Source organism: Cupriavidus alkaliphilus (assembly GCF_900094595.1).
GTDB lineage: Bacteria > Pseudomonadota > Gammaproteobacteria > Burkholderiales > Burkholderiaceae > Cupriavidus > Cupriavidus alkaliphilus.
Map to the genome: position 1 here is coordinate 129,021 of NZ_FMAD01000007.1, position 22,663 is coordinate 151,683.

The following is a 22,663-nucleotide window of genomic DNA, read 5'->3' on the forward strand; positions in this document are numbered from 1 at the left end:
GGATACGGGTTGGCGCGATCAGCGTTGCGGCGCGGCCGGCGGCGCCGGGCGGATGTTGCCGGCATAGGTAAAGCCGTCGCTGCGCGGCTGCACCGCAAGTCCGTCGCGATAGGCCCAGGCGGCGCGCAGGTGATGCAAGGGGACGATGCCGGCGTCGGCCGCCAGCCGCTCTGCCGCTTCCTGCTGGGCCAGCTCGCGCGGGGCCGGTGCCATGGTGCGCATGGCCTGCCCGATCAGGTCGTCGACCGCTGCGTTGGCATAGCCGCTGCGGTTGTTGGCGCCCAGGCCGGCGGCCTTGTCCTGCGCATGCGCCACCGCCACCAGCGGCTCCAGCGAATCGCCGCTGACCGCGCCGATGCCGAGCAGGAAGGCGCTGAACTCCGGCTTGCCGCAGGCGCCGCCCGAGGTGGCGCGGGTGATATAGACCGAATACGGCAGCGTGCGCACCTCGGTGCGGATGCCGGCGCGGGTCAGCATCTGGCCGACCGCCTCGCAGGTCTTGGCGTCGTTCAGGTAGCGGTCGTTGGGGCAATGCAGCGTCAGGCGGAAGCCCTGCGGATAGCCGGCCTGCGCGAGCAGCCAGCGCGCCCGCTCCACGTCGGCGCGCGGTGCCGGCACCGCCGGGGCGAAGCCGAAGAAGCCCTGCGGCACCATCTGCCCGGCCGGCACGGAATCGCCCTTGGTCACGCGCGCCGCGATCAGGTCGCGGTCGATCGCCAGGCTGATCGCCTGCCGCACCCGCACGTCGCGCAACGGGTTGGCCGCCAGCGGCTGGCCCGCGTGGTCCTGCACATAGGGAGAGACCGCGCGGGCCTGGTCCAGCTGGAGGTAGTTCAGCATGTACGAGGTGGCCGAGACGATGCGGATGCGGCCGTTGGTGCGCGCAAAGGCCTCGGCAATGCTGGCCGACGAGCCGTCGATCACGTCCACCAGCCCGGACAGCAGCGCCGAGGCCCGCGCCGGCTCCTTCGGGATGAACTGGAACACCACCCGCTGCCACGGCTGCGCCCCGCCCCAGTAGCCCGGATTGCGCGACAGCGTCAGCTGCTGGCCATGCTCCCACGCCACCAGCCGGTACGGGCCGGTGCCGATGGCGGCGCCGCCATGGGCGAAATCGGCTTCGCGCACGCCCGCGCCCAGCGAGCGCGGCAGCATCGCCACCATGCCCACGTTCTGCGGCAGTACCGGGTTGGGCGAGCGCGTGCGCACGCGCAACGTCAGCGGCCCGGTGACCTCGACCTCCGCCACCGACTTCAGGTAGGTGCGGAAGGTGCGCGCGCCCGGCAGCTTCATGGCGCGCTCGATCGAGTAGCGCGCGTCCTCGGCGGTAAACGGCTCGCCATTGCTGAAGCGCACGCCGGAACGCAGCTGGAACTCCCAGGTGCGGTCGTCCAGCTGGCGCCAGGCGGTGGCCAGCAGCGGCACCGGACGCAGCGTGTTGTCCAGTCCGACCAGGGTTTCGTAGACATGGCCCCAAAGGTTGCGCCCGGCGGCGTCGAGCACATGGGGATCGGCGGCGCTGATCTCGGCCTTGTAGCCGATGCGCAGGTCGGCCGCCCGGGCGGCGTTCGGGCCGGCAAGCAGCGCCGCGGCAGCAAGCGTGGCCAGGACGGCGGCGGCAAGGCGCGGCGCCAGGTGGATGGCTGGGCTGGACATGGTGGGGTGGTTCGCTTCCCGATACATTGTTTCATTCAGTGATACCGCGTATCGAAGGATAAGACATCGAAGCCTGTCCCGATAAGAAGGGTTTACCCCTGCGACCGGCGACAGGCAAAAAAAACGGCGCCGAAGCGCCGTTTGGGACGGGAAGTGCGCGGGACGTGGCCGCGCGGTACCGGGCTCAGCCGCCCGTGTAGCCGAGTGCCCGCGACAGGTTGGCGGCCTCCGCCACCACCATCGCCACATGGCTGTCCAGCGCCTGCTGCGTGGTGCGGCTGGCCGGGCTGGCGATGCTCAGCGACGCGACCGCCGCGCCGCTGTGGTCGCGCAGCGGCGCGGCGGCAGAGACGGCGTCGGCATCGCGCTCGCCGACCGACACGGCATAGCCGGCGGCCCGGATCGTCGCCAGTTCCTCGCGCAACGCCTGCGGCTCGATGATGGTTTTGGCGGTGAAGCGTTCCAGCTGTTGCGCCAGCACCGCCTCCAACACCTCGGGTGCGGCGAAGGCCAGCAGCAGCTTGCCGGAAGCCCCCACATGCAGCGGCCGCCGGTTGCCGATCTCGGTATGCACCCGCACCGATTGCGTCGACTCGTGCCGCGCCACGCACACGGATTCGAGCCCGTCGCGCACGCGCACGATCACGTTCTCGCCACAGGCCGCGCCAATCGCCGCCAGCCGCGGGCCCACCAGCTTGACCAGGTCGAACTGTTCGCGCGCGGCATTGCCCACCAGCAGCGCGTTGTAGCTGAGCTTGTAGACCGCCGCCGACGACTCGCGCGCGATCAGGCCGCGATGCTCGAGCGTGGTCAGCAGCCGGAACGCGCGCGCCTTGGTCAGCCCGGCGCGCCGTGCCAGCTCGGTCACGCCCAGCGATGGGTGCTCGGCCACCAGCATCAGCAGGCCCAGGGCCTCGTCCACCGCTTCAACGATGTAGGTCATCGATCCTTTTCGTCTAGATTCAGAAATATCCAGCGCAGATTGTAGCGGTCGCCGCAATCGTTCGCGCTGCAAGTGCCTCGCGCCAGGCCTGGATCGCAGCATCCCCGCCCGGACCGAATACACCCTTCGGCACTTCCGAATACAACCCGGCGGGCAAGCTACGCAATACTCTCGGGATCGCCGTGCCAGCATCGCCCCGCCCTCGCGCTGGCACCACCTGACGCACCGAAGGAGAACAGATGAGCATCAACGGCAAGGCCTACATCGTCGGGGCCTACGAGCATCCGACCCGCAAGGCACCCGACAAGACCGTGGCACAACTGCACGCCGAGAGCGCCAAGGGCGCGCTGCAGGACGCCGGCCTGACCCTGGCCGACGTCGACGGCTATTTCTGCGCCGGCGACGCGCCCGGGCTGGGCGCGGTCAACATGGTCGACTACCTCGGCCTGAAGGTGCGCCATGTGGATTCGACCGATACGGGCGGCTCCGCCTACCTGGTCCATGTCTCGCACGCCGCGCAGGCGATCGCCGCCGGCAAGTGCAACGTCGCGCTGATCACGCTCGCGGGCCGGCCGCGCTCGGAAGGCTCCACCGGCACGCAGGCGCGCAACTGGGGCGCCAACCTGCCCGACCTGCCGTTCGAAAGCCCGTTCAGCCCGGTCACGGTCAACCTGTACGCGATGGCGGCGATGCGCCATATGCACGAGTACGGCACCACCGCCGAGCAGCTCGCCTGGGTCAAGGTAGCGGCGTCGCACCACGCCCAGCACAACCCCCACGCCATGCTGCGCGACGTGGTCACGGTCGAAGACGTGCTGGACTCGCCGATGATCTCGGATCCGCTGCACAAGCTGGACTGCTGCGTGGTCTCCGACGGCGGCGGCGCGCTGGTGGTGGCGCGTCCGGAAATCGCCGCGACGCTGCAGCGGCCCAAGGTGAAGATCCGCGGGGCCGGCGAATACATCAAGGGCCAGCTCGGCGGCGAAGTCGACCTGAGCTGGTCCGGCGCGCGCTTCTCGGGCGCGACGGCGTTTGCCGAAGCGGGCGTGACCCCGGCCGACATCAAGTACGCGTCGATCTACGACAGCTTCACCATCACCGTGCTGATGCAGCTGGAAGACCTGGGCTTCTGCAAGAAGGGCGAAGGCGGCAGGTTCGTCGCCGACGGCAACCTGATCTCGGGCGTCGGCAAGCTGCCGTTCAATACCGATGGCGGCGGCCTGTGCAACAACCACCCGGCCAACCGCGGCGGCATCACCAAGGTCATCGAAGCCGTGCGCCAGCTGCGCGGCGAGGCCCATCCCGCGGTGCAGGTCGCCAACTGCGACCTCGCGCTGGCGCAAGGCACCGGCGGCTACCTGGGCTCGCGCCACGGCAGCGCCACCCTGATCCTTGAACGTGAATAAAGCGCCGGAGCACTGACATGACGACCCCACACATCCCAGCCGTCTACAAGGCGCCCGACGAACAGCCCGACAACCTGCCGTTCTGGCAGGCCGCGCGCGAGGGCAAGCTGCTGGTCAAGGTCTGCGACGACTGCGGCAAGCCGCACTGGTACCCGCGCGTGCTGTGCCCGTTCTGCATGGGCACCACCTCCTGGAAGCAGGCCAGCGGCCGCGGCACCATCTACACCTACAGCGTGACGCGCCGCGCCGGCCCCAACCCGTTCTGCATCGCCTACGTGAAGCTGGAAGAAGGCGTGACCATGATGACCCATATCGTCGACTGCGATCTCGACACGGTGCGGATCGGCCAGAAGGTGCAGGTCAGGTTCTCGCCCAGCGACGGCGGCGCACCGGTGCCGACCTTCGCGCTCGCCTGAGGCGGGCGCGGCAGTCAGCCGGCGACGTGCCGGCTGAGTGCGGGCGGTGGCCTACTGCCGTCCCGCGGCCATGCTGCCGAAGCGGCCGCTGCTGAAGTCGCGGAACGCCTCGGCAATCTCCGCCTCGGTGTTCATCACGAACGGGCCGTGGCCGACAATGGGCTCGTCGATCGGCTCGCCGCTGAGCAGCAGCACCACCGCATCGGTGCCGGCCTCGATGCTGACCGCATCGCCGGCGCCATCCAGCACCACCATCTCGGCATCGCGCACGGTGGCCTCGGCGTTGACCGTGACCTTGCCGCGCAGCACCACCAGCGCGGTATGCCAGCCCTCGGGCAGCGCCACGCGCGTGCCGGCGCCCTGGTTCAGGCGCATGTCCCACACATGCATCGGCGTAAAGGTGCGTGCGGGGCCGCGCTTGCCTTCGTATTCGCCGGCGATCACGCGCACCGTGCCGGCGCCGTCGGGCATCGGCACTGCCGGGATGTCGCGGTCGACGATGGCCTGGTAGCCCGGCGCGGCCATCTTGTCGCGCGCCGGAAGGTTGACCCACAGCTGCACCATCTCCAGCGCGCCGCCGCTTTGCGTAAAGGCGGGCGAATGGAACTCTTCATGCAGGATGCCGGCGCCCGCCGTCATCCATTGCACGTCGCCCGGACCGATGACCCCGCCCTGCCCGGTCGAGTCGCGATGCGCGACCTCGCCCTTGTAGACGATGGTCACGGTCTCGAAGCCGCGGTGCGGATGCTGGCCCACCCCGCGCGGACGCTGCGTCGGCGTGAAGTCGGCCGGGCCGGCGTAGTCGAGCAGCAGGAACGGGCTCAGCTGCTTGCCGTGGCTGGTGTACGAGAACATCGAACGCACCGGGAAACCATCCCCGACCCAGTGCGGACGCGGTGCGCTGTAGACACCCAGAATGCGCTTCATGTCGATCTCCGAGAATGCCGGCCACGCGGGCCGGCAATGATCCATGAAGCGATGATAGGTGCCGCGGCCAGGGCGCGGTAGGCGGCGGGATTGCGATGCAGCGTCCTGCCGCTGGAACGATGCCGCCAGCGCTCAGAAGCGGTAGCGCACGTATCCCATGCTGAAGTTGGTGCCCGGATTCGGGTCCTGGATCCCGGCATTGGACAGGTGCTGGAAGCGGTAGCCGATCGTCAGCCGCTGCGCCTTGCCGAAGGCGACGCCGACGCCGATCATGTCGGAAAACTGGAACGCCGAGCCCATGCGGTGGCCGCCGGCAATCTCGGTGTGGGTCAGCACGCGCAGGCCCACCGAGGCCTCGACGAACGGCGTGGCGTACTCCCCCGCATAGCTGAGCCGGAAGATCGGCGACACGCCGAACTCGGTCAGCTGGCTCGACGGCCGCGACGACAGCGCACGCCAGTTGGCAATGTTGACCTCGCCGTCCAGCGCCAGCGCCAGCCGGCTCGACAGCTGCCACTGCACGATCTCGTCCCAGCGCGCCGCCACTTCGTATTTCTCCACGCCGTGCCGGTTGTCGCGCCCATAGCCCGCCTGCATCGAGAATGCCGCGGCGCCGGCGGCGGACGGCAGCGCCAGCAGGCCGGCCGTAATCGACACCAGAGCCGCGCGCGGCAGCCCCCCTGACAATGTGTTTTTCTTCACTGACATCCGTCTATGTCGGGCGCGCCTGCGAAATCGACGCGCCACCGCTTTCTTTTGATCACGGCTCGACACGATAGCAGCGCTTTGAGATTGCAGAAGCCTCCGTCAGGCAAACACAGTGTTTCATTGCAGGAACAATATTGCGATGCGCGCCAGGGGAAGCGATGCATGGCGGCCTGGCTGCTGCGCAGCCAAGCAAAAACCCCGGAAAGACCGTGGTCTTCCGGGGTTTTGCGCAGGGCTGGCTCTGGCGCAGCGGCGTGTCGGGCTGCCCGGGTCAGTCCTTCAGTTCGACCAGCAGGTCCTTCGCCGCCACCCGATCGCCCGCCTTCACATGCACCGCCGCGATCTCGCAATCCCGGTCCGCGGCGATATGGGTCTCCATCTTCATCGCCTCCAGCGCCAGCAGCGTGGTGCCCGCGGCCACGCGCTGGCCGGGCTGCACCGCCACCGTCACGATCGAGCCCGGCATCGGCGCGGCAATATGCAGCGGGTTGTCCGGCTCGGCCACCGCCCGGCCCTGGCGCGCGGCCGCGGCCTGCGCGGTGCTGCGCTGTTCGACCAGCGTGGTGCGCGACTGCCCGTTCAGCTCGAACTGGACCTTGATCTTGCCTTCGTCGGCATCGGGATGGGTGCCCTGCAGCGACACCAGCAGGGTCTTGCCGGGCTCGATGTCGATCGCCACCTCTTCCTGCGGCTGCAGCCCGTACAGGTAGGCCGGCGTGGGCACCACCGAGGTATCGCTGTGCTGGCGCACATGCGCGTGGTACTCGGCGGCCTGCTTGGGATACATCAGGTACGAGGCCAGCTGGCGGTCGTCGAGCGGCTGCTCGCACGCCGCCGCGCCCGCGGCGCGGGCCGCGTCGAGGTCGACCGGCGCGATCTGTTCGCCGGGCCGGTACGGCGCCGGCGGCTCGCCGCGCAGCACCTTGCGCGACAGCGCCGCCGGGAAGCCGTCGGGCGGGAAACCCAGCTCACCCCGGAACAGCGACACCACCGATTCCGGGAAGGCGATCTCCTTGCCCGGATCGCACACGTCGGCGGCGCTCAGGTCGTTGGCCACCATCATCAGCGCCAGGTCGCCGACCACCTTGGAGGTCGGCGTGACCTTGACGATGTCGCCGAACATCCGGTTGACCTCGGCGTAGGCGCGCGAGACCTCGGTCCAGCGGTGCTCGATGCCGAGCGAGCGCGCCTGCTCGCGCAGGTTGGTGTACTGGCCGCCCGGCATCTCGTGGCGATAGACGTCGGCGGTGCCGGCGCGGATCTCGGATTCGAACGGCGCGTAGTAGCGACGCACCCCTTCCCAGTACATCGACGCCTCGTGCAGGCGCTCCAGGTCCAGGCCCGGGTCGCGCTCGCTGCCCGCCAGCGCCGCGGCGATGCTCGACAGGTTGGGTTGCGAGGTCAGCCCGCTCATCGCGTCGAGCGCGCCGTCGACCGCATCGCAGCCCGCCTCGATCGCGGCCAGCGCCGACGCGGCCGAGATGCCGCTGGTGTCGTGCGTGTGGAAATGCACCGGCAGCCCGGTCTCTTCCTTGAGCGCCCGGACCAGCGCCGCGGCCGCCTGCGGCCGGCAGATGCCGGCCATGTCCTTGATGCCCAGCACATGCACGCCGGCCTGCTGCAGCTCGCGCGCGATGCCGACGTAGTACTTCAGGTCGTACTTGGAGCGCTTCGGGTCGAACAGGTCGCCGGTATAGCAGATCGCGCCTTCGCACAGCGCGCCGCTTTCTCCCACCGCATCGATCGCCACGCGCATATTGCGCACCCAGTTGAGCGAATCGAACACGCGGAACAGGTCGACGCCGGCGCTGGCCGCCTGGCGCACGAAGAAGCGCACCACGTTGTCGGCATAGTTGGTGTAGCCCACCGCGTTGGAGCCGCGCAGCAGCATCTGGAACAACACGTTGGGCACGCGCTCGCGCAACTGCTCCAGGCGCTGCCACGGGTCTTCCTTCAGGAAGCGCAGCGCCACATCGAAGGTGGCGCCGCCCCAGCACTCCAGCGAAAACAGCTGCGACAGCTCGCGCGCATAGAACGGCGCGATCGGCAGCATGTCGGCGGTGCGCATGCGCGTGGCGAACAGCGACTGGTGCGCGTCGCGCATAGTGGTGTCGGTCAGCAGCACCCGCTTCTGTTCCAGCATCCAGCGCGAGAACTTCTCGGCGCCCAGTTCGCGCAGCCGGTCGCGCGTGCCGTACGGCAGCGCAGCGCTGGTGTCGATCGCCGGCAGCACCGGCGCGGGCAGCGGCAGCGTCGGCAGCACGCGTCCGCTCAGCTCCGGGTGCCCGTTGACGCTGACCTCGCCCAGGTAGCGCAGCAGCTTGGTGGCGCGATCCTGGCGCCGGGCAAAGGCCAGCAGTTCCGGGGTCTTGTCGATAAAGCGGGTGGTGACGTCACCCGAGCGGAACGCGGGATGGTTGATGACGTTCTCGAGGAACTGCAGGTTGGACGCGACGCCGCGGATGCGGAACTCGCGCAGCGCCCGGTCCATGCGCCGCATCGATTCCGGCGCGGTCGGCGCCCAGGTGGTGACCTTGACCAGCAGCGAGTCGTAGTACGGCGTGATCACCGCGCCGCCATAGGCGGTGCCGGCATCGAGCCGCACGCCGAAGCCGGCGGCGCTGCGATACGCGGTCAGGCGGCCGTAGTCCGGCAGGAAACCGTTTTCCGGATCCTCGGTGGTGATCCGGCATTGCAGCGCGTGGCCGTTCAGATGGATATCCTGCTGGACCGGCACGCCCGCGGCGCGCACTACGATCTTGCCGTCGGCATCGCGCGTGTTCTCGGTCATGCCGATATGGCCGCCCTCGGTGATGCGGATCTGCGCCTTGACGATATCGATGCCGGTGACCATCTCGGTGACGGTATGCTCGACCTGGATGCGCGGGTTGACTTCGATGAAGTAGAACTGGCCCGAGTCGGCATCCATCAGGAACTCGACCGTGCCGGCATGGGTGTAGCCGACCGCGCGCATCAGCCGCAGCGCCGACTCGCACAGTGCGCTGCGGCCGGCATCGTCGAGATACGGCGCCGGCGCGCGCTCGACCACCTTTTGGTTGCGCCGCTGCACGGTGCAGTCGCGCTCGTACAGATGCACCAGGTTGCCGTGGGTGTCGCCCAGCACCTGCACTTCGACATGGCGCGCGTTGCGCACCAGCTTCTCGACGTAGACCTCGTCGTTGCCGAACGCCGCCAGCGCCTCGCGCCGCGCCGCCGCGAGCGCGCCTTCCAGGTCCTGCTCGCTCTCCAGCACGCGCATGCCGCGCCCGCCGCCGCCCCAGCTCGCCTTCAGCATCAGCGGATAGCCGATGCCGGCGGCCAGGCGCTTGCACGCGTCCAGGTCATGCGGCAACGGCTCGGTAGCCGGCATCACCGGCACGCCCGCGGCGATCGCCGCGTTGCGCGCCGCGACCTTGTTGCCGAGCTTGCGCATCACCTCCGGCAACGGGCCGATCCAGCGGATGCCGGCATCGATCACGGCCTGCGCGAACTCGGGGTTCTCCGACAGGAAGCCATAGCCCGGATGGATCGCGTCGACCCCGGCCTGCCGCGCAATGCGCAGGATGTCGTCGATATCGAGATAGGCCGCCAGCGGCTTCTTGCCCGCGCCGACCAGGTAGCTCTCGTCGGCCTTGAAGCGATGCAGCGCGAGGCGGTCTTCCTTCGAATAGATCGCCACCGTGCGCACATTCATCTCGGCGGCCGCGCGCATGACGCGGATCGCGATCTCGGAGCGGTTGGCAATCAGCAGGGATTGGATCGGGCGGTAGTCCATGGCGGCAAGAAAATGTCCCTCCGTGCGCGGTGGCCACGGAAAGTCGGGTGAGGGGGAATGGCGGGGCACAGGCGGGAACCAGCATGCGCCTGTACCCGCATGGGCGCAAGAAGCGAGCCATCGCCCCGCTTGTTGATTTACAAGCGGATTTTCAACGTCGCCGGGCACACATGGAATTCAAAACTGAAATTCCCGGCCGTTTTCACGCGCATTGCAGCTATCGGGCCGCGCCGGTCTTGTCGACCTGCAGGGCGAATTCGATGCATTCCGCGCTCGGCCCCGTCCATTGGCCAAACCCGATCCAGCCGTGCCCCCTCAGCGTGACCTCGTCGCGGCGCAAAATGAATGGCTCGGCCCCATCCATGCAGACATGGGTGCCATTCGAGCTTCTGTCGATCAGGACATACCTGCCGGCGCGCGGCTCGGCCATGGCCTGGAAGCGCGACGCGAGACGGTCCGACACCACGATGGTCATGCCGGCGTCCCGCCCGATGGTCACCGGCGCCGAGACGGCGTTCATCTCGACCACGGTGTCCCGATAGCGCAAGGTGAGGAACGCGGCATGCGACAGCGGCTCCTTGAATCCCGCGATCAGGGTCAGGTCGGTGGCCTGCTGCCAGATCGCCTCGTACAGCTCCACCGGCTGCGCCCTGCCGCGCACGTGGATCGGGTACAGGTAGCGCGTCATCTGGCGCAGCGGCGCGGGCAGGTCCGCGACCGCGTCCTTGCTGGTGATGATCTGTCCGCGCGCGGCGAGCCCGGACAGCCGTGCGGCCAGGTTCACGGCATCGCCGAAGACATCGCCGGACGCGTCCGACAGGATCGGGCCATGGTGAAAGCCGATATGGGACGACATGGTGAAGCCGGCCACGGGCGGCAGCTCGGCAACCGCCCGCTGTATGTCCAATGCCGCCTGCAGCGCCTGCTCGGCGCAGGGAAACAGCACCATCACCTCGTCGCCGATGGTCTTGACCAGCCGGCCTTGCGAGGCCTCGGAACAGGATTTCATCGCGCCGATGCAACGGCCGACCGCGGCAAGGGCGGCCGCGTTGCCCGCCCGTTCATAGAGCCGCGTACTGCCGCTGACATCCGCGAACAGTACCGAACCCTCCGACGCCTGGTGCAGCAGTTCCCGGTCCATGTGCATCCCGATCCGTCCCGCCATCCCCGCGCGGCGATCCGGCCAGCTGCCGGCGCCGCGCTTCCGCATGCTGGGAATTCTGGCACCGGCAAAGCCGATGCTCAATATGAATCTGGAGCGCGCCGGACGAGGAAGGCAAGGAGATCGGCGCACGCATCGGGTGAGCGGCGCAAGGCAACGCGAACGGATTGCCGATGTGGCGGGATGCGCCCTGCGGGGCGCCCAAAAAACAAAACCCCGGAAGACCGCGATCTTCCGGGGTTCCGCCGCCAAGGACGGTTGTCATTGGCGGAGACGGAGGGATTCGAACCCTCGATCCAGGTTTTGGCCCGGATGCTCCCTTAGCAGGGGAGTGCCTTCGACCTCTCGGCCACGTCTCCCAAACTTGCGTTGTGTGAGGGAGCCACACAACGAAGCGCGTATTCTAGCGATGCCGCCGGGGTTGGTCAATGAAAAATCGATGACTCAACACAAATTTTGCGGCCCCGCCAGAAAAGCTCACGAACGGATCACGCCTGTTCCAGTTCGAAGGCCTTGTGCAGCGCGCGCACGGCCAGTTCCATGTACTTCTCGTCGATCAGCACCGAGATCTTGATTTCCGAGGTGGAGATCATCTGGATGTTGATGCCCTCTTCCGACAGCGTGCGGAACATCTTGCTGGCGATGCCGACGTGCGAGCGCATGCCCACGCCCACCACCGACACCTTCGACACCTTGGGGTCGCCCGACACGCTGCCGGCGCCGATGTGCGCCTTCACGCCATCGTTCAGGATGGCCAGCGCGCGCTGGTACTCGCCGCGCGGCACGGTGAAGGTGAAGTCGGTCTTGCCGTCGACGGACTGGTTCTGGATGATCATGTCGACGTCGATATTGGCGTCGGCGACCGGGCCCAGGATCTGGTAGGCGATGCCGGGCTTGTCGGGCACGCCCAGGACGGTGATCTTGGCTTCGTCGCGGGCAAAGGCGATGCCGGAGATGACAGCGGCTTCCATGGTGGAGTCTTCTTCCTCAAAAGTGATCAGCGTGCCCGAGTGCATTTCCTGCTCGAGCGGCATAAGCGGGTCGGTCAGCGACGACAGCACGCGGGTCTTGACGCGGTACTTGCCGGCGAACTCCACCGAGCGGATCTGCAGCACCTTGGAGCCCAGGCTGGCCATTTCCAGCATTTCCTCGAAGGTGATCTGGTCCAGGCGGCGGGCGTCCTCGACCACGCGCGGATCGGTGGTGTAGACGCCGTCGACGTCGGTGTAGATCAGGCACTCGTCGGCCTCGATCGCGGCGGCAATGGCCACGGCCGAGGTGTCCGAGCCGCCGCGGCCCAGCGTGGTGATGTTGCCGTCGTCGTCGATGCCCTGGAAGCCGGTGATCACCACCACGCGGCCGGCGTCGAGGTCGGCCAGGATGCGCTCGTCGTCGATCGATTCGATGCGGGCCTTGGTGTAGGACGAATCGGTCTTCACCGGAACCTGCCAGCCGGTGTAGCTGACGGCGTCGATGTCCTCGCCGTGCAGCGCGATCGCCAGCAGCGCCACGCTGGCCTGTTCGCCGGTGGAGGCGAGCATGTCCAGTTCACGCGGATTGGGCTGGGGCGAAATTTCCTTGGCGAGTCCCAGCAGGCGATTGGTCTCGCCCGACATGGCCGAAGGCACCACGACTACGCGGTGACCGGCGCGGTGCCACTTGGCCACGCGCTTGGCGACATTCTTGATGCGTTCCGTGGAACCCATCGAAGTGCCGCCGTATTTGTGAACGATGAGAGCCATCTTCTTGTCGACGCCAGCGATTGTGCAAAGCCCTTGAAAATACACGAAGCAGCCCGGTCAGGCAAGGCGCACGGGGACTAAGCGCGGCAGATCGGATGTGATGCCGGCGGCTATCGGACCGCGCGGCGGACCTCGTCTCGGCGAGATCAGCGCGGCGGCATCGCCTGCGCCGGCGCGTGCGGATGCCACGCCACGCACCAGCGCGGCGCCGGCGCGGCGTCGGGCCAGCGGCGATGCATGCCCAGTCCGGCGGCCAGCACCAGCGTGTCGCCGGCCCACAACAGCGGCAGCCAGGCCCGGCGCCAGGCCGGGATGCCGGCCTCCTGGCAGGCTTGCTTCAGCGCCCGGGCCGGGCCGCCGGGGCGCAGCACGATGCGCTCGCCGCCGCTGCGCGCGGCCAGGCGCAAGGGCTGCCGCAACACGGCTTCGGGCACGCCGAAGGTGTCGTCGCGGAAGAAACGGAGTTCGCCGCGCCAGGCGGGCACGACGATGCGGGCCTCGCCGCGCCAGTCCAGCAGCACCGGCGCAGGCGCCACCGCCGGCGGCGGCACGCACGCCAGCACGCGCTCGCGGAAGCGGCGCAGCACCATGCCTTCATGCGCGATCGCCGGCTCGCCGCCGGCGTGCGCAATCAGTTGCTCGCGCATCGCCGCCAGCCGCGCGGTGGACGGGGCGCGCACGCCGAGGTCGCGCAGCCACAGGCGCAGCACCGCATCGGCCTGCGGCGCCGGCAGCGCGCGCAGGCCGGGCAGGTCGAGTTCGGACAGCGTGTCGGCATCGCGGCCGGCACGCGCCAGCGTCGCCAGCGTGTTGGCGGCGAGCTGGTCGATCAGCGCGCCGGCCTGGGCAAAATGCGCGGCCGCCTGCACCACATTGACCGCCAGCGCGGGAAAGGCCGCCTGCAGGGCCGGCAGTTGCGCACGCAAGGCGTTGCGCGCATAGCGGCCGTCGGCATTGGACGGGTCGTCGACCCACTGCAGCGCGTGGGCGGCGCAGTATGCCTCGATGCCGGCGCGCGGGACATCGAGCCACGGGCGCAGCAGCATCACGCCGCTGCGCGGATCCAGCGGGCGCATGGCAGGCATGCCCGCCATGCCTGCCACGCCGGCGCCGCGGAACAGCCGCAGCAGCACGGTCTCGACCTGGTCGTCCTGGTGATGGGCGAACAGCAGCAGGCGCGCGCCGCTATCGGCGCACATCGCCGCCAGCGCGGCATAGCGCGCGCGGCGCGCGGCCGCCTCGACGCCCTCGCCCGCCGCCGGCCGCACCGACACGCGCCGCACGAAATAGCCCACCTGCCATTGCGCGCACAGCGCGGCGCAGAAGCGGTCCCAGTCGTCGGCCTCGGCCTGCAGGCCGTGATGGACATGCAGCGCCACCACGCGCGCGCCATCGCCCGCCTGCGCCACCGCGGCGCGCGCGGCATGCAGCAGCGCGACCGAGTCGCGCCCGCCCGACAGGGCCACCGCGACCGTCGGCGCGCCCGCCGCGGCACCGCCAGAAACAACAAAGGCCGCACCGGCCTGCAGGGCCTGTGCGACCTTGTCGGTCAGCCGGGCGGACGGGTCAGTCCTGGGCGCCGGTTTCCTTGAACTTGCCATAGGCCAGCAGGCGCTCGTAGCGGCGTGCCTGCAACTCCTTCACGCTCATGCCCTGGAACTGGCGCAGCGACTCGGCCAGCGAGCGCTTGAGCAGCGCCGCCATGCCCTTGTAGTCGCGGTGCGCGCCGCCCAGCGGCTCGCTCACGATCTTGTCGATCAGGCCCAGCGCCTTCAGCCGGTGCGCGGTCAGGCCCAGCGCCTCGGCGGCTTCCGGCGCCTTCTCGGCGGTCTTCCACAGGATCGAGGCGCAGCCTTCCGGCGAGATCACCGCGTAGGTGGCGAACTGCAGCATCTGCACCACGTCGCCCACGGCAATCGCCAGCGCGCCGCCCGAACCGCCCTCGCCGATGATGGTGGCGATCAGCGGCACCTTCAGGCCGGCCATCACGTACAGGTTGTGGCCGATGGCCTCGGACTGTCCGCGCTCTTCGGCGTCGATGCCGGGGAACGCGCCCGGGGTGTCGACGAAGGTGAAGATCGGCAGCCCGAACTTGTCAGCCAGCTCCATCAGGCGCTTGGCCTTGCGGTAGCCCTCGGGCTTGGGCATGCCGAAATTGCGCATGGCGCGCTCTTTCGTGTCGCGGCCCTTCTGGTGCCCGATCACCATGCACGACTGGCCATTGAAGCGCGCCAGGCCACCGATGATCGACAGGTCGTCGGCAAAGGTGCGGTCGCCGTGCAGTTCGTGGAAATCGGTAAAGATCTCGCGCACGTAGTCCAGCGTATAGGGGCGCTGGGGGTGGCGGGCGATTTGCGCAACCTGCCACGGGGTCAGGTTGGCATAGATGTCTTTGGTCAGCTGCTGGCTCTTGCCGGCCAGCCGCGAAATCTCTTCGGAAATATCGACAGCCGAATCGTCCTGCACGAAGCGCAGTTCTTCGATCTTTGCCTCGAGTTCGGCAATGGGCTGCTCAAAATCCAGGAAGGTGGTTTTCATAAAATCACACGTACCTGTCTGTGAAGGGGCGCATTCTACCGGAAATTGGCCGCTATCTTAGCGCCTGCCAGATAGCCCGGACTGCACCCGCCGTTAAATTTTGTTGTAGCGATGCTTAATACGTCACAGGCAACGGGTCGAGGCTGCGCCACATATACCAGGTTGCCACCGTGCGCCACGGTTCCCAGTTGGCCGCCACCTCGCGCGCCTCGCTGCGCGTGACCGGCTCGCCGCTGAAATAGTTGGTCGAAATGGCGTTGATCAGGCCGACGTCGTCGAGCGGCAGCACATTGGGCCGCATCAGGTTGAACATCAGGAACATCTCGGCGGTCCAGCGGCCAATGCCGCGGATCTGCGTCAGCTCGGCGATCACGGCCTCGTCGTCCATCTGCGCCCACTGGGCGACATGAACGGTGCCGGCCTTGAAATGCCCGGCCAGGTCGATCAGGTATTCCGCCTTGCGCTTGGACACGCCGCAGCCCGCCAGCTTTTCGGTGCCGGCGCGCAGGAACTGCGCCGGCGCCAGCCGCGGGCACACCGCATGCAGCCGTTCCCACACCGACTGCGCCGCCTTGACCGAGATCTGCTGCCCCACCACCGCGCGCGCCAGCGTGACGAACGGATCGCCACGCGAGATCAGGTGCGCCGGGCCGTAGGTCGGAATCATCTTGCGCAGGATGCGGTCGCGCTTCATCAGGTCCGCGCAAGCCTCGTCCCAGTAGGCGGGTCGCACCGCGTCGGCCACGGTCTCGACCGGCAGCGGCACTGCCTGCGCCTCGGGCAACACGGCCTTGGCGTTGCGCGTGGCCTTGGCCGCGGGCCGCACGCCGGTGTCCTTGCCGTCGGGCAGCGGCGCTTCCCTGGCGCCGGCCTTGGCCGGGCGCGGGCCGGCCGCCTTCGCCCGGCCCGCGGCGGCGGGCGGCGTGGCGGTGGCGGGCTTGCGCGCGGCAGCGTTCAAGCACGCCTCCACTCGGTGGCACCGCCCGGCTTGTCTTCCAGCACGATGCCCGCTTCCAGCAGCTGCGCGCGGATGCGGTCCGCCTCGGCGAAATTGCGCTCGGCCTTGGCGGCCTTGCGCGCCGCGATCAGCCGCTCGATCTCGGCCGGCGCCGGGCCGTCGTCGGTCTTGCCGCCGCCCTGCAGGAAGGTATGCGGGTCACGCTCGAGCAGGCCCAGCGTGCCGGCCAGCCCCTTGAGCTGGCGCGCGGCCGCGGTCGAGCCGGTGCGGTTGATCTCGCTGGCAAGGTCGAACAGCACCGACATCGCGATCGGCGTATTGAAGTCGTCGCCCATGGCCTCGGCAAAGCGCTTCGCGTGCGGCTCGTCCCAGTCCACCGCGCAGCCGCCCGGCTGGCTGTCCTTGAGCGCCGTGTACAGGCGCGTCAGCGCGTGGCGCGCATCGTCCAGGTGCGCGTCGCTGTAGTTCAGCGGGCTGCGGTAGTGCGCGCGCAGGATGAAGAAGCGCACGACCTCGGCGTCGTACGCCTTCAGCACCTCGCGGATGGTGAAAAAATTGCCAAGCGACTTGGACATTTTCTCGTCGTTGATGCGCACGAAGCCGTTGTGCATCCACAGGTTGACGAAGGGCTTGCCGCTGGCGCCTTCGGACTGCGCGATTTCGTTCTCGTGGTGCGGGAACTGCAGGTCGGCCCCGCCGCCATGGATGTCGAAATGCTCGCCCAGCAGCGCGCAGCTCATCGCAGAGCATTCAATGTGCCAGCCCGGGCGACCGGCGCCCCACTTCGAGTCCCACTTGCTCTCGGGCGGCTCGCCGGCCTTGGCGGACTTCCACAGCACGAAGTCGAGCGGGTCCTGCTTGGCATCGTTGGCGCTGACGCGCTCGCCGGCACGCAGGTCTTCCAGCGACTTGCCGGACAGCTTGCCGTAGCCGTCGAACTTGCGCACCGAGTAATTCACGTCGCCGTCGCTGGCCTGGTAGGCCAGGCCCCTGGCCTCGAGCTTGCCGATCATGTCGAGCATCTGCGGCACGTAGTCGGTGGCGCGCGGCTCGTGGTCGGGACGGATCACGCCCAGCGCGGCGGCGTCCTCGTGCATGTACTGGATGAAGCGCGTGGTCAGCTCGCCGATGGTCTCGCCGTTCTCGACCGAGCGGCGGATGATCTTGTCGTCGATATCGGTGATGTTCTGCACATACGTCACCTCGTAGCCGGCGGCGCGCAGCCACCGGTGCACCATGTCGAACACCACCATCACGCGCGCGTGGCCGACGTGACAATAGTCGTACACGGTCATGCCGCACACATACATGCGGACCTTGCCGGGTTCGATTGGCACGAATGGCTGTTTCTCACGCGCGAGCGTGTTGTAGATGTTGAGGGGCTGCATGAAACGAAGTGAGTGGTGAGAGGAGTCTGCCGGTTCCACACGGCAGGCAGCGCGAACGGCGCTGCTGGCGCAATGCCGTCGCGCCCCATATCTTACCGGAAGGCGGTGCGCGAGTCGGACCCGCGGCCCGGCCGGCCGGCGCGCACGCACGTCAGACATCGACACCGCACGCCTGGCCGCCACGGCATCGCCTTCGTGCCGCACTTGCCGCTTTGCTAGAATGCCGCGGAGTATAACGGACCCGTCCTCAATGAGCCTGCCGCTGCCCTCCCCGCTTTCCGCTGCCTCCGCTGCCTCCGCTGCCTGCGCTGCACGCGCGCGCCGGCGCGGATCCCGCACTGTCCTGCCGCTGCTGGCCCTGGCCGCGGCGCTGGCGGGCCCCGCGTCCGCGCAGAACGGCCCGCTGTCGCTGGCGGTGCCGACCTCGCCGGTCGGCGGCATCCAGTCGACCGACCCGGGCATGGGCGAGGCCCAGCAAGCCGCCAACGCGCGCCGCTACGAGGACGCCATCAAGGGCTTCGACCGCGTGCTCGCCGCTAACCCGCGCAATGCGCAGGCCCGCTTCCAGCGCGCCTGGGCGCTGGCCCAGGCCGGCCGCGAGGACGAAGCGATCCAGGCCTTCAGCGAGATGGCGCAGGACTTTCCGGAGCTGCCCGAGCCGCACAACAACCTCGCGCTGCTCTATGCCAAGCGCGGCGACCTGAAGCGCGCCGAAGCCGAACTGCTGCTGGCCACCGAGGTCAAGCCCGCCTTCGCGGTCGGCTACACCAACCTGGGCGACGTCTACCGCCGCCTGGCCGAGCAGGCCTACACCGAAGCACTGCGCCGCAATCCCGGCGATGCCCGCGCCAGTGCCGGCCTGCGCCAGCTGGCCCCGGCTTCCGCCGTGGCAGCGCCACCGAAACCGGCCGCACCCGCGGCCACCGGCCGCAAGGCGGCTCCGGGCGGGCGCCAGGCGCCGGCCAGCGCCCCCGCGGCCAACTGACAGCATTCATCCGCAGGCCCGGCGCGGCACGCCCGGGCCGTGTCCATCCCGACTTACCGGAGTTCCCTTCATGATCCGTTCCCGTCGCATCGTCATTGCCGGCCTGGCCGCAGGCGCCCTCGCGCTGTCTTCGTTCAGCGCGCTGGCCCAGCAGAAGGCCGCCGAGCGCGTCCAGTTCGTCACCAGCGCCGGCAAGTTCACGGTCGAGCTCTATCCCGAGGCCGCACCCAAGACCGTCGCGAACTTCCTGGAATATGTGAAGAGCGGCTTCTACAGTGGCACCATCTTCCACCGCGTGATCAACGGCTTCATGGTGCAGGGCGGCGGCTTCGACCGCGACATGAAGGAAAAGCCCACGCGCGCGCCGATCCCGCTGGAAGCCCGCAGCGGCCTGAAGAACAAGGCCGGCACGGTTGCCATGGCGCGCACCAGCAACCCGGATTCGGCCGCCGCGCAGTTCTTCGTCAATGTGGTGGATAATCCGAATCTCGACTACCCGCAGCCGGACGGCAATGGCTATGCCGTCTTCGGCAAGGTGGTGGAAGGCATGGACACGATCGACAAGATCAAGGCCGTGCCGACCACGGCCTACGGCCCGATGCGCAATGTGCCGGCCGCGCCGATCGTGATCGAGTCGGCCACCGTCGTCAAATAATTACCGAACAGAGGAAACCGCCATGTCCAAGGTACAGCTGCAGACCAACAAGGGTGTGATCACCCTGGAACTCGACGCCGAAAAGGCCCCGAAAACGGTTGAGAACTTCCTGTCGTATGTCCGCAAGGGCCACTACGACAACACCATCTTCCACCGTGTGATCAAGAACTTCATGATCCAGGGCGGCGGCTTCGAGCCCGGCATGAAGCAGAAGGACACCGACGCCCCGATCGAGAACGAAGCCGGCAACGGCCTGAAGAACGACCGCTACACCGTGGCGATGGCGCGCACCAATGCGCCGCACTCGGCCACCGCGCAGTTCTTCATCAACGTGGTCGACAACGACTTCCTCAACTTCTCGTCGCCGACCCCGCAGGGCTTCGGCTATGCCGTGTTCGGCAAGGTGGTCGACGGCACCGATGTGGTCGAGCAGATCAAGGGCGTGCGCACCGGCAGCTCGGGCTTCCACCAGGACGTGCCGCTGGAAGACGTGGTGATCGAGAAGGCCGTCGTCGTCGAATAAGCCGATGCCCGCCGATTGCGGTACCGTGCGCGCCCGCGTGCCGGCCTTTCCCTCCCGACACCACGCATGACCGCAATCTCCCACACGCCGGTGGCCGGTCCCCTCGAGGTACAGGCGCCGGCGTGGTTCATTTCAGACCTGCATCTCACGCCCGGCATGCCGCGCACGCTGGCGGCCTTCGAGCGCACGCTCGAGCGCGCCGCCACGCAGGCGCGCGCGCTGTTCATCCTGGGCGACTTCTTTGAATTCTGGGTCGGCGACGAAGAAACCGAGGCGCCGTTCGCGCAACGCGTGGCGCTGGCGCTGCGCGCACTGGCCGCGCGCGGCGTGGCGGTGTACCTGATGCACGGCAACCGCGACTTCCTGCTGGGCCGCCGCTTCGCCGGCGCCGCCGGCGCCACGCTGCTGGCCGACCCCACCGTGATCCACTGCGCCAGCCAGCGCGTGGTGCTGAGCCACGGCGACATGCTGTGCATCGACGACGAACGCTACAACCGCTTTCGCCGCTGGACCCGCAAGCGCTGGGTGCAGCGCGTGTTCCTGGCGCTGCCACTGCGCGCGCGCCTGGCCGTCGCGCGCAAGCTGCGCGCGGACAGCGAAGGCAACCGCGCCAGGCAGCGCAGCGCCGGCGCGGCGGTACCGGTGGTCTATGGTGATGTGGCCCCCGCGGCGGCGGCCGAGTTGCTGGGCGCCGCCGGCGCGTCGCTGATGGTCCATGGCCATACCCATCGCCCGGCGCGCCACGAGGAAGGCGCAGGCGTGCGCTGGGTCCTGACCGACTGGGACCTGGACGGCGCGCATCCGCGCGCCGCCGTGCTGCAGCTGGACCAGGACGGCTTCCGGCTGCTGCCGCAGACCGACTGAACGGCGCCGGCCCGCTCGCCCGTTCCCTCGCGCCGTTACTTCATCAGCTTGCGCAGCTCGCTGGCATCGAACGGGTCGTTCGGCGTGTTCTCCAGGTGTTCGCCGAGCCGGTCGAGCGCAGCCAGCACGGCCTCGATGCGGTCGTGCTGGAGCGCGGCATTGTCGATCAGGCTCTTGAGCGCCAGCGACACCGGATCGTCGGCATTCGGCGTGATGCCGTAGGCCGAGAACTCCTGCTTCGCACCCTGCTGCACCGACGGCGCATCCGGCAGGATGATGCGGGCCGGGATGCCGACCGCGGTCGCGCCCGGCGGCACCGGCTTGAGCACCACCGCGTTGGAACCCACGCGCGCGCCGTCGCCCACCTCGAATCCGCCCAGCACCTTGGCGCCCGCGCTGACCACCACGCCGACACCAAGGGTCGGATGCCGCTTCTGCCCCTTGTACAGCGACGTGCCGCCCAGCGTCACGCCCTGGTAGATGGTGCAGTCGTCGCCGATCTGTGCGGTCTCGCCGATGACCACCCCCATGCCGTGGTCGATGAACACGCGCCGGCCCAGCGTCGCCGCCGGATGGATCTCGATGCCGGTGAAGAAGCGCGACCAGTGCGAAATCCAGCGGCCCAGCCAGTGCCAGCCCGCGCGCCAGCACGCGTGCGCCAGCCGGTGCAGCAGCACTGCGTGCAGGCCCGGATAGCAGGTCAGGACTTCCAGGCGGCTGCGCGCGGCGGGATCGCGCAGCATGATGGTGTCGATATCTTCCTTCAGGCGAGAGAACATCTTGGTCGTGTCGTGGTGCCGCACCGTGCGCCACGCCACGCGGGCCAGGGCCCGGGGCAGGGTCGCCGGCGCGGTCGGGGGCCGGTGAAGAGGATCAGGAGTGTAAGGGATTTGCCGGGCCGCCTTGCGGCGCCGGCGATTGGCCCCTGATCCGCCAGGGAAATTGCTGCGATGCTGCGATCAACATCGACCGGGCCTGCGGCCACCCGCGCCGGCAGGACTCCCGGCCACGCCGCCTCGGCATGCACCGCTCTGGTCCCACATCGCATCGCTACGGGTTGCTGCCACGATCCCTTGCTCCTGTCACCGGTCGGCCTGAGGGCCCGACTGGTTCTGCGCGGCAATCAGCATGTGCTTGGCGATGCCGCGCAGGATGTTCACTTCCTCGCGCTCGAGGCCGCTGCGCGCCAGCAGACGGCGCAGCCGGGTCATCAGCTTGCGAGGATTGGAAGGATCGAGAAAGCCGATCGCCTCCAGTCCGGTCTGCAGGTGGCCGAACATGGCCTCGACCTGTTCGGCCGTGGCCGGCTCGCCAGCATAGCCGATATTGGCGCCCGCGTCCGGGGCGGCCTCCAGCAGCGCCAGCCGCATCTCGTAGGCGACCAGCTGCACCGCCTGCGCCAGGTTCAGCGAGGTATAGGCGGGATTGGCCGGGATATGGGTCACCGCGTTGCAGCGCTCCACCACCTCGTTGGGCAGGCCATAGCGCTCGTTGCCGAACACGAACGCCACGTCGCCGCTGCCGGACAGGGTCTGGCGCGCACGCGCGGCGGCGGCGCGCGGCAGCAGCCGCGGCGGTCCGAACTCGCGCTGGCGCGCGGTCATGGCCACGGTCAGCGCGGCCCCGGCCAGGGCCGCGTCGACCTGGTCGACGATCACGGCGGCGGCCAGCACGTCGTCGGCGCCGCTGGCCATGGCCACGGCGTCGGGATGCCGCAGCACCTCGGGCTCGCGCGGCGAGACCAGCACCAGGCTGCCAAAGCCCATGGTCTTGATGGCCCGCGCCACCGAGCCGACGTTGCCGGGATGGCTGGTTTCCACCAGCACGAAGCGCACGCGGCCGAAGGCATCCCCGCCTGACGTGGGGGTGGCGGGCTGGCTCGTATCAATTGCCGGGTTCATATACAATTCGGGGTTCTTCTTTGGCGCGGCGCCAGGTTTATGCATGCCCGCGAGACGTTCGCGACACATTTGCGAAGCGTCCTGCAGCAAGGCCGGCGACGCCCCACGTTCTTCTA

Annotated in this window: 19 protein-coding genes and 1 tRNA gene; 6 read left to right on the top strand and 14 right to left on the bottom strand. The window is 68.8% G+C overall.

Going from position 1 to position 22,663, the window contains the following annotated elements; genetic code table 11:
• Positions 1-18: 18 nt before the first annotated feature.
• Both GA0116996_RS16300 and GA0116996_RS16305 read right to left on the bottom strand, forming a co-directional pair.
• On the bottom strand, positions 19-1,656 hold the full coding sequence (locus tag GA0116996_RS16300; protein ID WP_092313696.1) for an ABC transporter substrate-binding protein: 1,638 nt from the start codon (positions 1,654-1,656) through the stop codon (positions 19-21).
• A 184-nt stretch (positions 1,657-1,840) separates the two neighbouring features.
• Positions 1,841-2,599, bottom strand: a complete 759-nt coding sequence (locus GA0116996_RS16305) for an IclR family transcriptional regulator (RefSeq protein WP_092313699.1) — start codon at positions 2,597-2,599, stop codon at positions 1,841-1,843.
• A gap of 239 nt (positions 2,600-2,838) precedes the next feature.
• On the opposite strand from GA0116996_RS16305, the gene GA0116996_RS16310 reads away from it, so the two are divergent.
• Together GA0116996_RS16310 and GA0116996_RS16315 are read left to right on the top strand one after the other, a co-directional pair.
• On the top strand, positions 2,839-4,005 hold the full coding sequence (locus GA0116996_RS16310) for a thiolase domain-containing protein (protein WP_092313702.1): 1,167 nt from the start codon (positions 2,839-2,841) through the stop codon (positions 4,003-4,005).
• A gap of 17 nt (positions 4,006-4,022) precedes the next feature.
• Complete coding sequence (locus GA0116996_RS16315; protein WP_092313705.1) at positions 4,023-4,421, top strand: Zn-ribbon domain-containing OB-fold protein; 399 nt, start codon at positions 4,023-4,025, stop codon at positions 4,419-4,421.
• Positions 4,422-4,472: 51 nt separating this feature from the next.
• Here GA0116996_RS16315 and GA0116996_RS16320 read toward each other — a convergent pair whose 3' ends face one another.
• The 10 genes from GA0116996_RS16320 to cysS form a co-directional block, all read right to left on the bottom strand.
• Complete coding sequence (locus GA0116996_RS16320; protein ID WP_092313708.1) at positions 4,473-5,348, bottom strand: pirin family protein; 876 nt, start codon at positions 5,346-5,348, stop codon at positions 4,473-4,475.
• A 132-nt stretch (positions 5,349-5,480) separates the two neighbouring features.
• The gene (locus GA0116996_RS16325; RefSeq protein WP_092313711.1) at positions 5,481-6,056 is read right to left on the bottom strand and encodes an acyloxyacyl hydrolase; all 576 of its coding nucleotides are present in this window, start codon (positions 6,054-6,056) and stop codon (positions 5,481-5,483) included.
• A 271-nt stretch (positions 6,057-6,327) separates the two neighbouring features.
• Positions 6,328-9,831 (bottom strand): pyruvate carboxylase, encoded by a 3,504-nt coding sequence (locus GA0116996_RS16330; RefSeq protein ID WP_092313714.1) that lies wholly within the window; start codon positions 9,829-9,831, stop codon positions 6,328-6,330.
• A 217-nt stretch (positions 9,832-10,048) separates the two neighbouring features.
• A complete protein-coding gene (locus GA0116996_RS16335; RefSeq protein WP_092314138.1) occupies positions 10,049-10,978 on the bottom strand; it encodes an adenylate/guanylate cyclase domain-containing protein in 930 nt (309 codons plus the stop codon).
• Between the two features lie 280 nt (positions 10,979-11,258).
• Positions 11,259-11,352: transfer RNA gene (locus GA0116996_RS16340), tRNA-Ser, on the bottom strand.
• Positions 11,353-11,481: 129 nt separating this feature from the next.
• Complete coding sequence (locus GA0116996_RS16345) at positions 11,482-12,735, bottom strand: aspartate kinase (protein ID WP_092313717.1); 1,254 nt, start codon at positions 12,733-12,735, stop codon at positions 11,482-11,484.
• Positions 12,736-12,881: 146 nt separating this feature from the next.
• Positions 12,882-14,336, bottom strand: a complete 1,455-nt coding sequence (tilS, locus tag GA0116996_RS16350) for a tRNA lysidine(34) synthetase TilS (RefSeq protein WP_354674125.1) — start codon at positions 14,334-14,336, stop codon at positions 12,882-12,884.
• On the bottom strand, positions 14,302-15,273 hold the full coding sequence (locus tag GA0116996_RS16355; protein WP_025582220.1) for an acetyl-CoA carboxylase carboxyltransferase subunit alpha: 972 nt from the start codon (positions 15,271-15,273) through the stop codon (positions 14,302-14,304). Before GA0116996_RS16355 ends, tilS begins: the two co-directional genes overlap by 35 nt.
• A gap of 115 nt (positions 15,274-15,388) precedes the next feature.
• A complete protein-coding gene (locus tag GA0116996_RS16360) occupies positions 15,389-16,231 on the bottom strand; it encodes a DNA-3-methyladenine glycosylase family protein (protein WP_092313723.1) in 843 nt (280 codons plus the stop codon).
• Positions 16,228-17,619 carry a cysteine--tRNA ligase gene (gene cysS, locus GA0116996_RS16365; RefSeq protein ID WP_092313726.1) on the bottom strand — a complete coding sequence of 464 codons (1,392 nt, stop codon included), beginning with the start codon at positions 17,617-17,619 and terminating at the stop codon, positions 16,228-16,230. The genes GA0116996_RS16360 and cysS overlap by 4 nt, the downstream gene beginning before the upstream one ends.
• A 250-nt stretch (positions 17,620-17,869) precedes the next feature.
• Between cysS and GA0116996_RS16370 the strand changes: the two genes are divergently transcribed.
• The 4 genes from GA0116996_RS16370 (at position 17,870) to GA0116996_RS16385 (ending at position 20,646) form a co-directional block, all read left to right on the top strand.
• Positions 17,870-18,604, top strand: a complete 735-nt coding sequence (locus GA0116996_RS16370; RefSeq protein WP_092313729.1) for a tetratricopeptide repeat protein — start codon at positions 17,870-17,872, stop codon at positions 18,602-18,604.
• 70 nt (positions 18,605-18,674) lie between these two features.
• The gene (locus GA0116996_RS16375; RefSeq protein WP_092313732.1) at positions 18,675-19,259 is read left to right on the top strand and encodes a peptidylprolyl isomerase; all 585 of its coding nucleotides are present in this window, start codon (positions 18,675-18,677) and stop codon (positions 19,257-19,259) included.
• A gap of 22 nt (positions 19,260-19,281) precedes the next feature.
• Positions 19,282-19,782, top strand: coding sequence for a peptidylprolyl isomerase (locus GA0116996_RS16380; RefSeq protein WP_012352488.1), 501 nt, complete (start codon positions 19,282-19,284; stop codon positions 19,780-19,782).
• A gap of 66 nt (positions 19,783-19,848) precedes the next feature.
• Positions 19,849-20,646, top strand: a complete 798-nt coding sequence (locus tag GA0116996_RS16385; RefSeq protein ID WP_092313735.1) for a UDP-2,3-diacylglucosamine diphosphatase — start codon at positions 19,849-19,851, stop codon at positions 20,644-20,646.
• Between the two features lie 35 nt (positions 20,647-20,681).
• On the opposite strand, the gene cysE is transcribed toward GA0116996_RS16385, so the two are convergent.
• The gene (cysE, locus tag GA0116996_RS16390; protein ID WP_092314140.1) at positions 20,682-21,425 is read right to left on the bottom strand and encodes a serine O-acetyltransferase; all 744 of its coding nucleotides are present in this window, start codon (positions 21,423-21,425) and stop codon (positions 20,682-20,684) included.
• Positions 21,426-21,728: 303 nt separating this feature from the next.
• Positions 21,729-22,547, bottom strand: coding sequence for an RNA methyltransferase (locus GA0116996_RS16395; protein WP_425248315.1), 819 nt, complete (start codon positions 22,545-22,547; stop codon positions 21,729-21,731).
• Positions 22,548-22,663 lie beyond the last annotated feature (116 nt).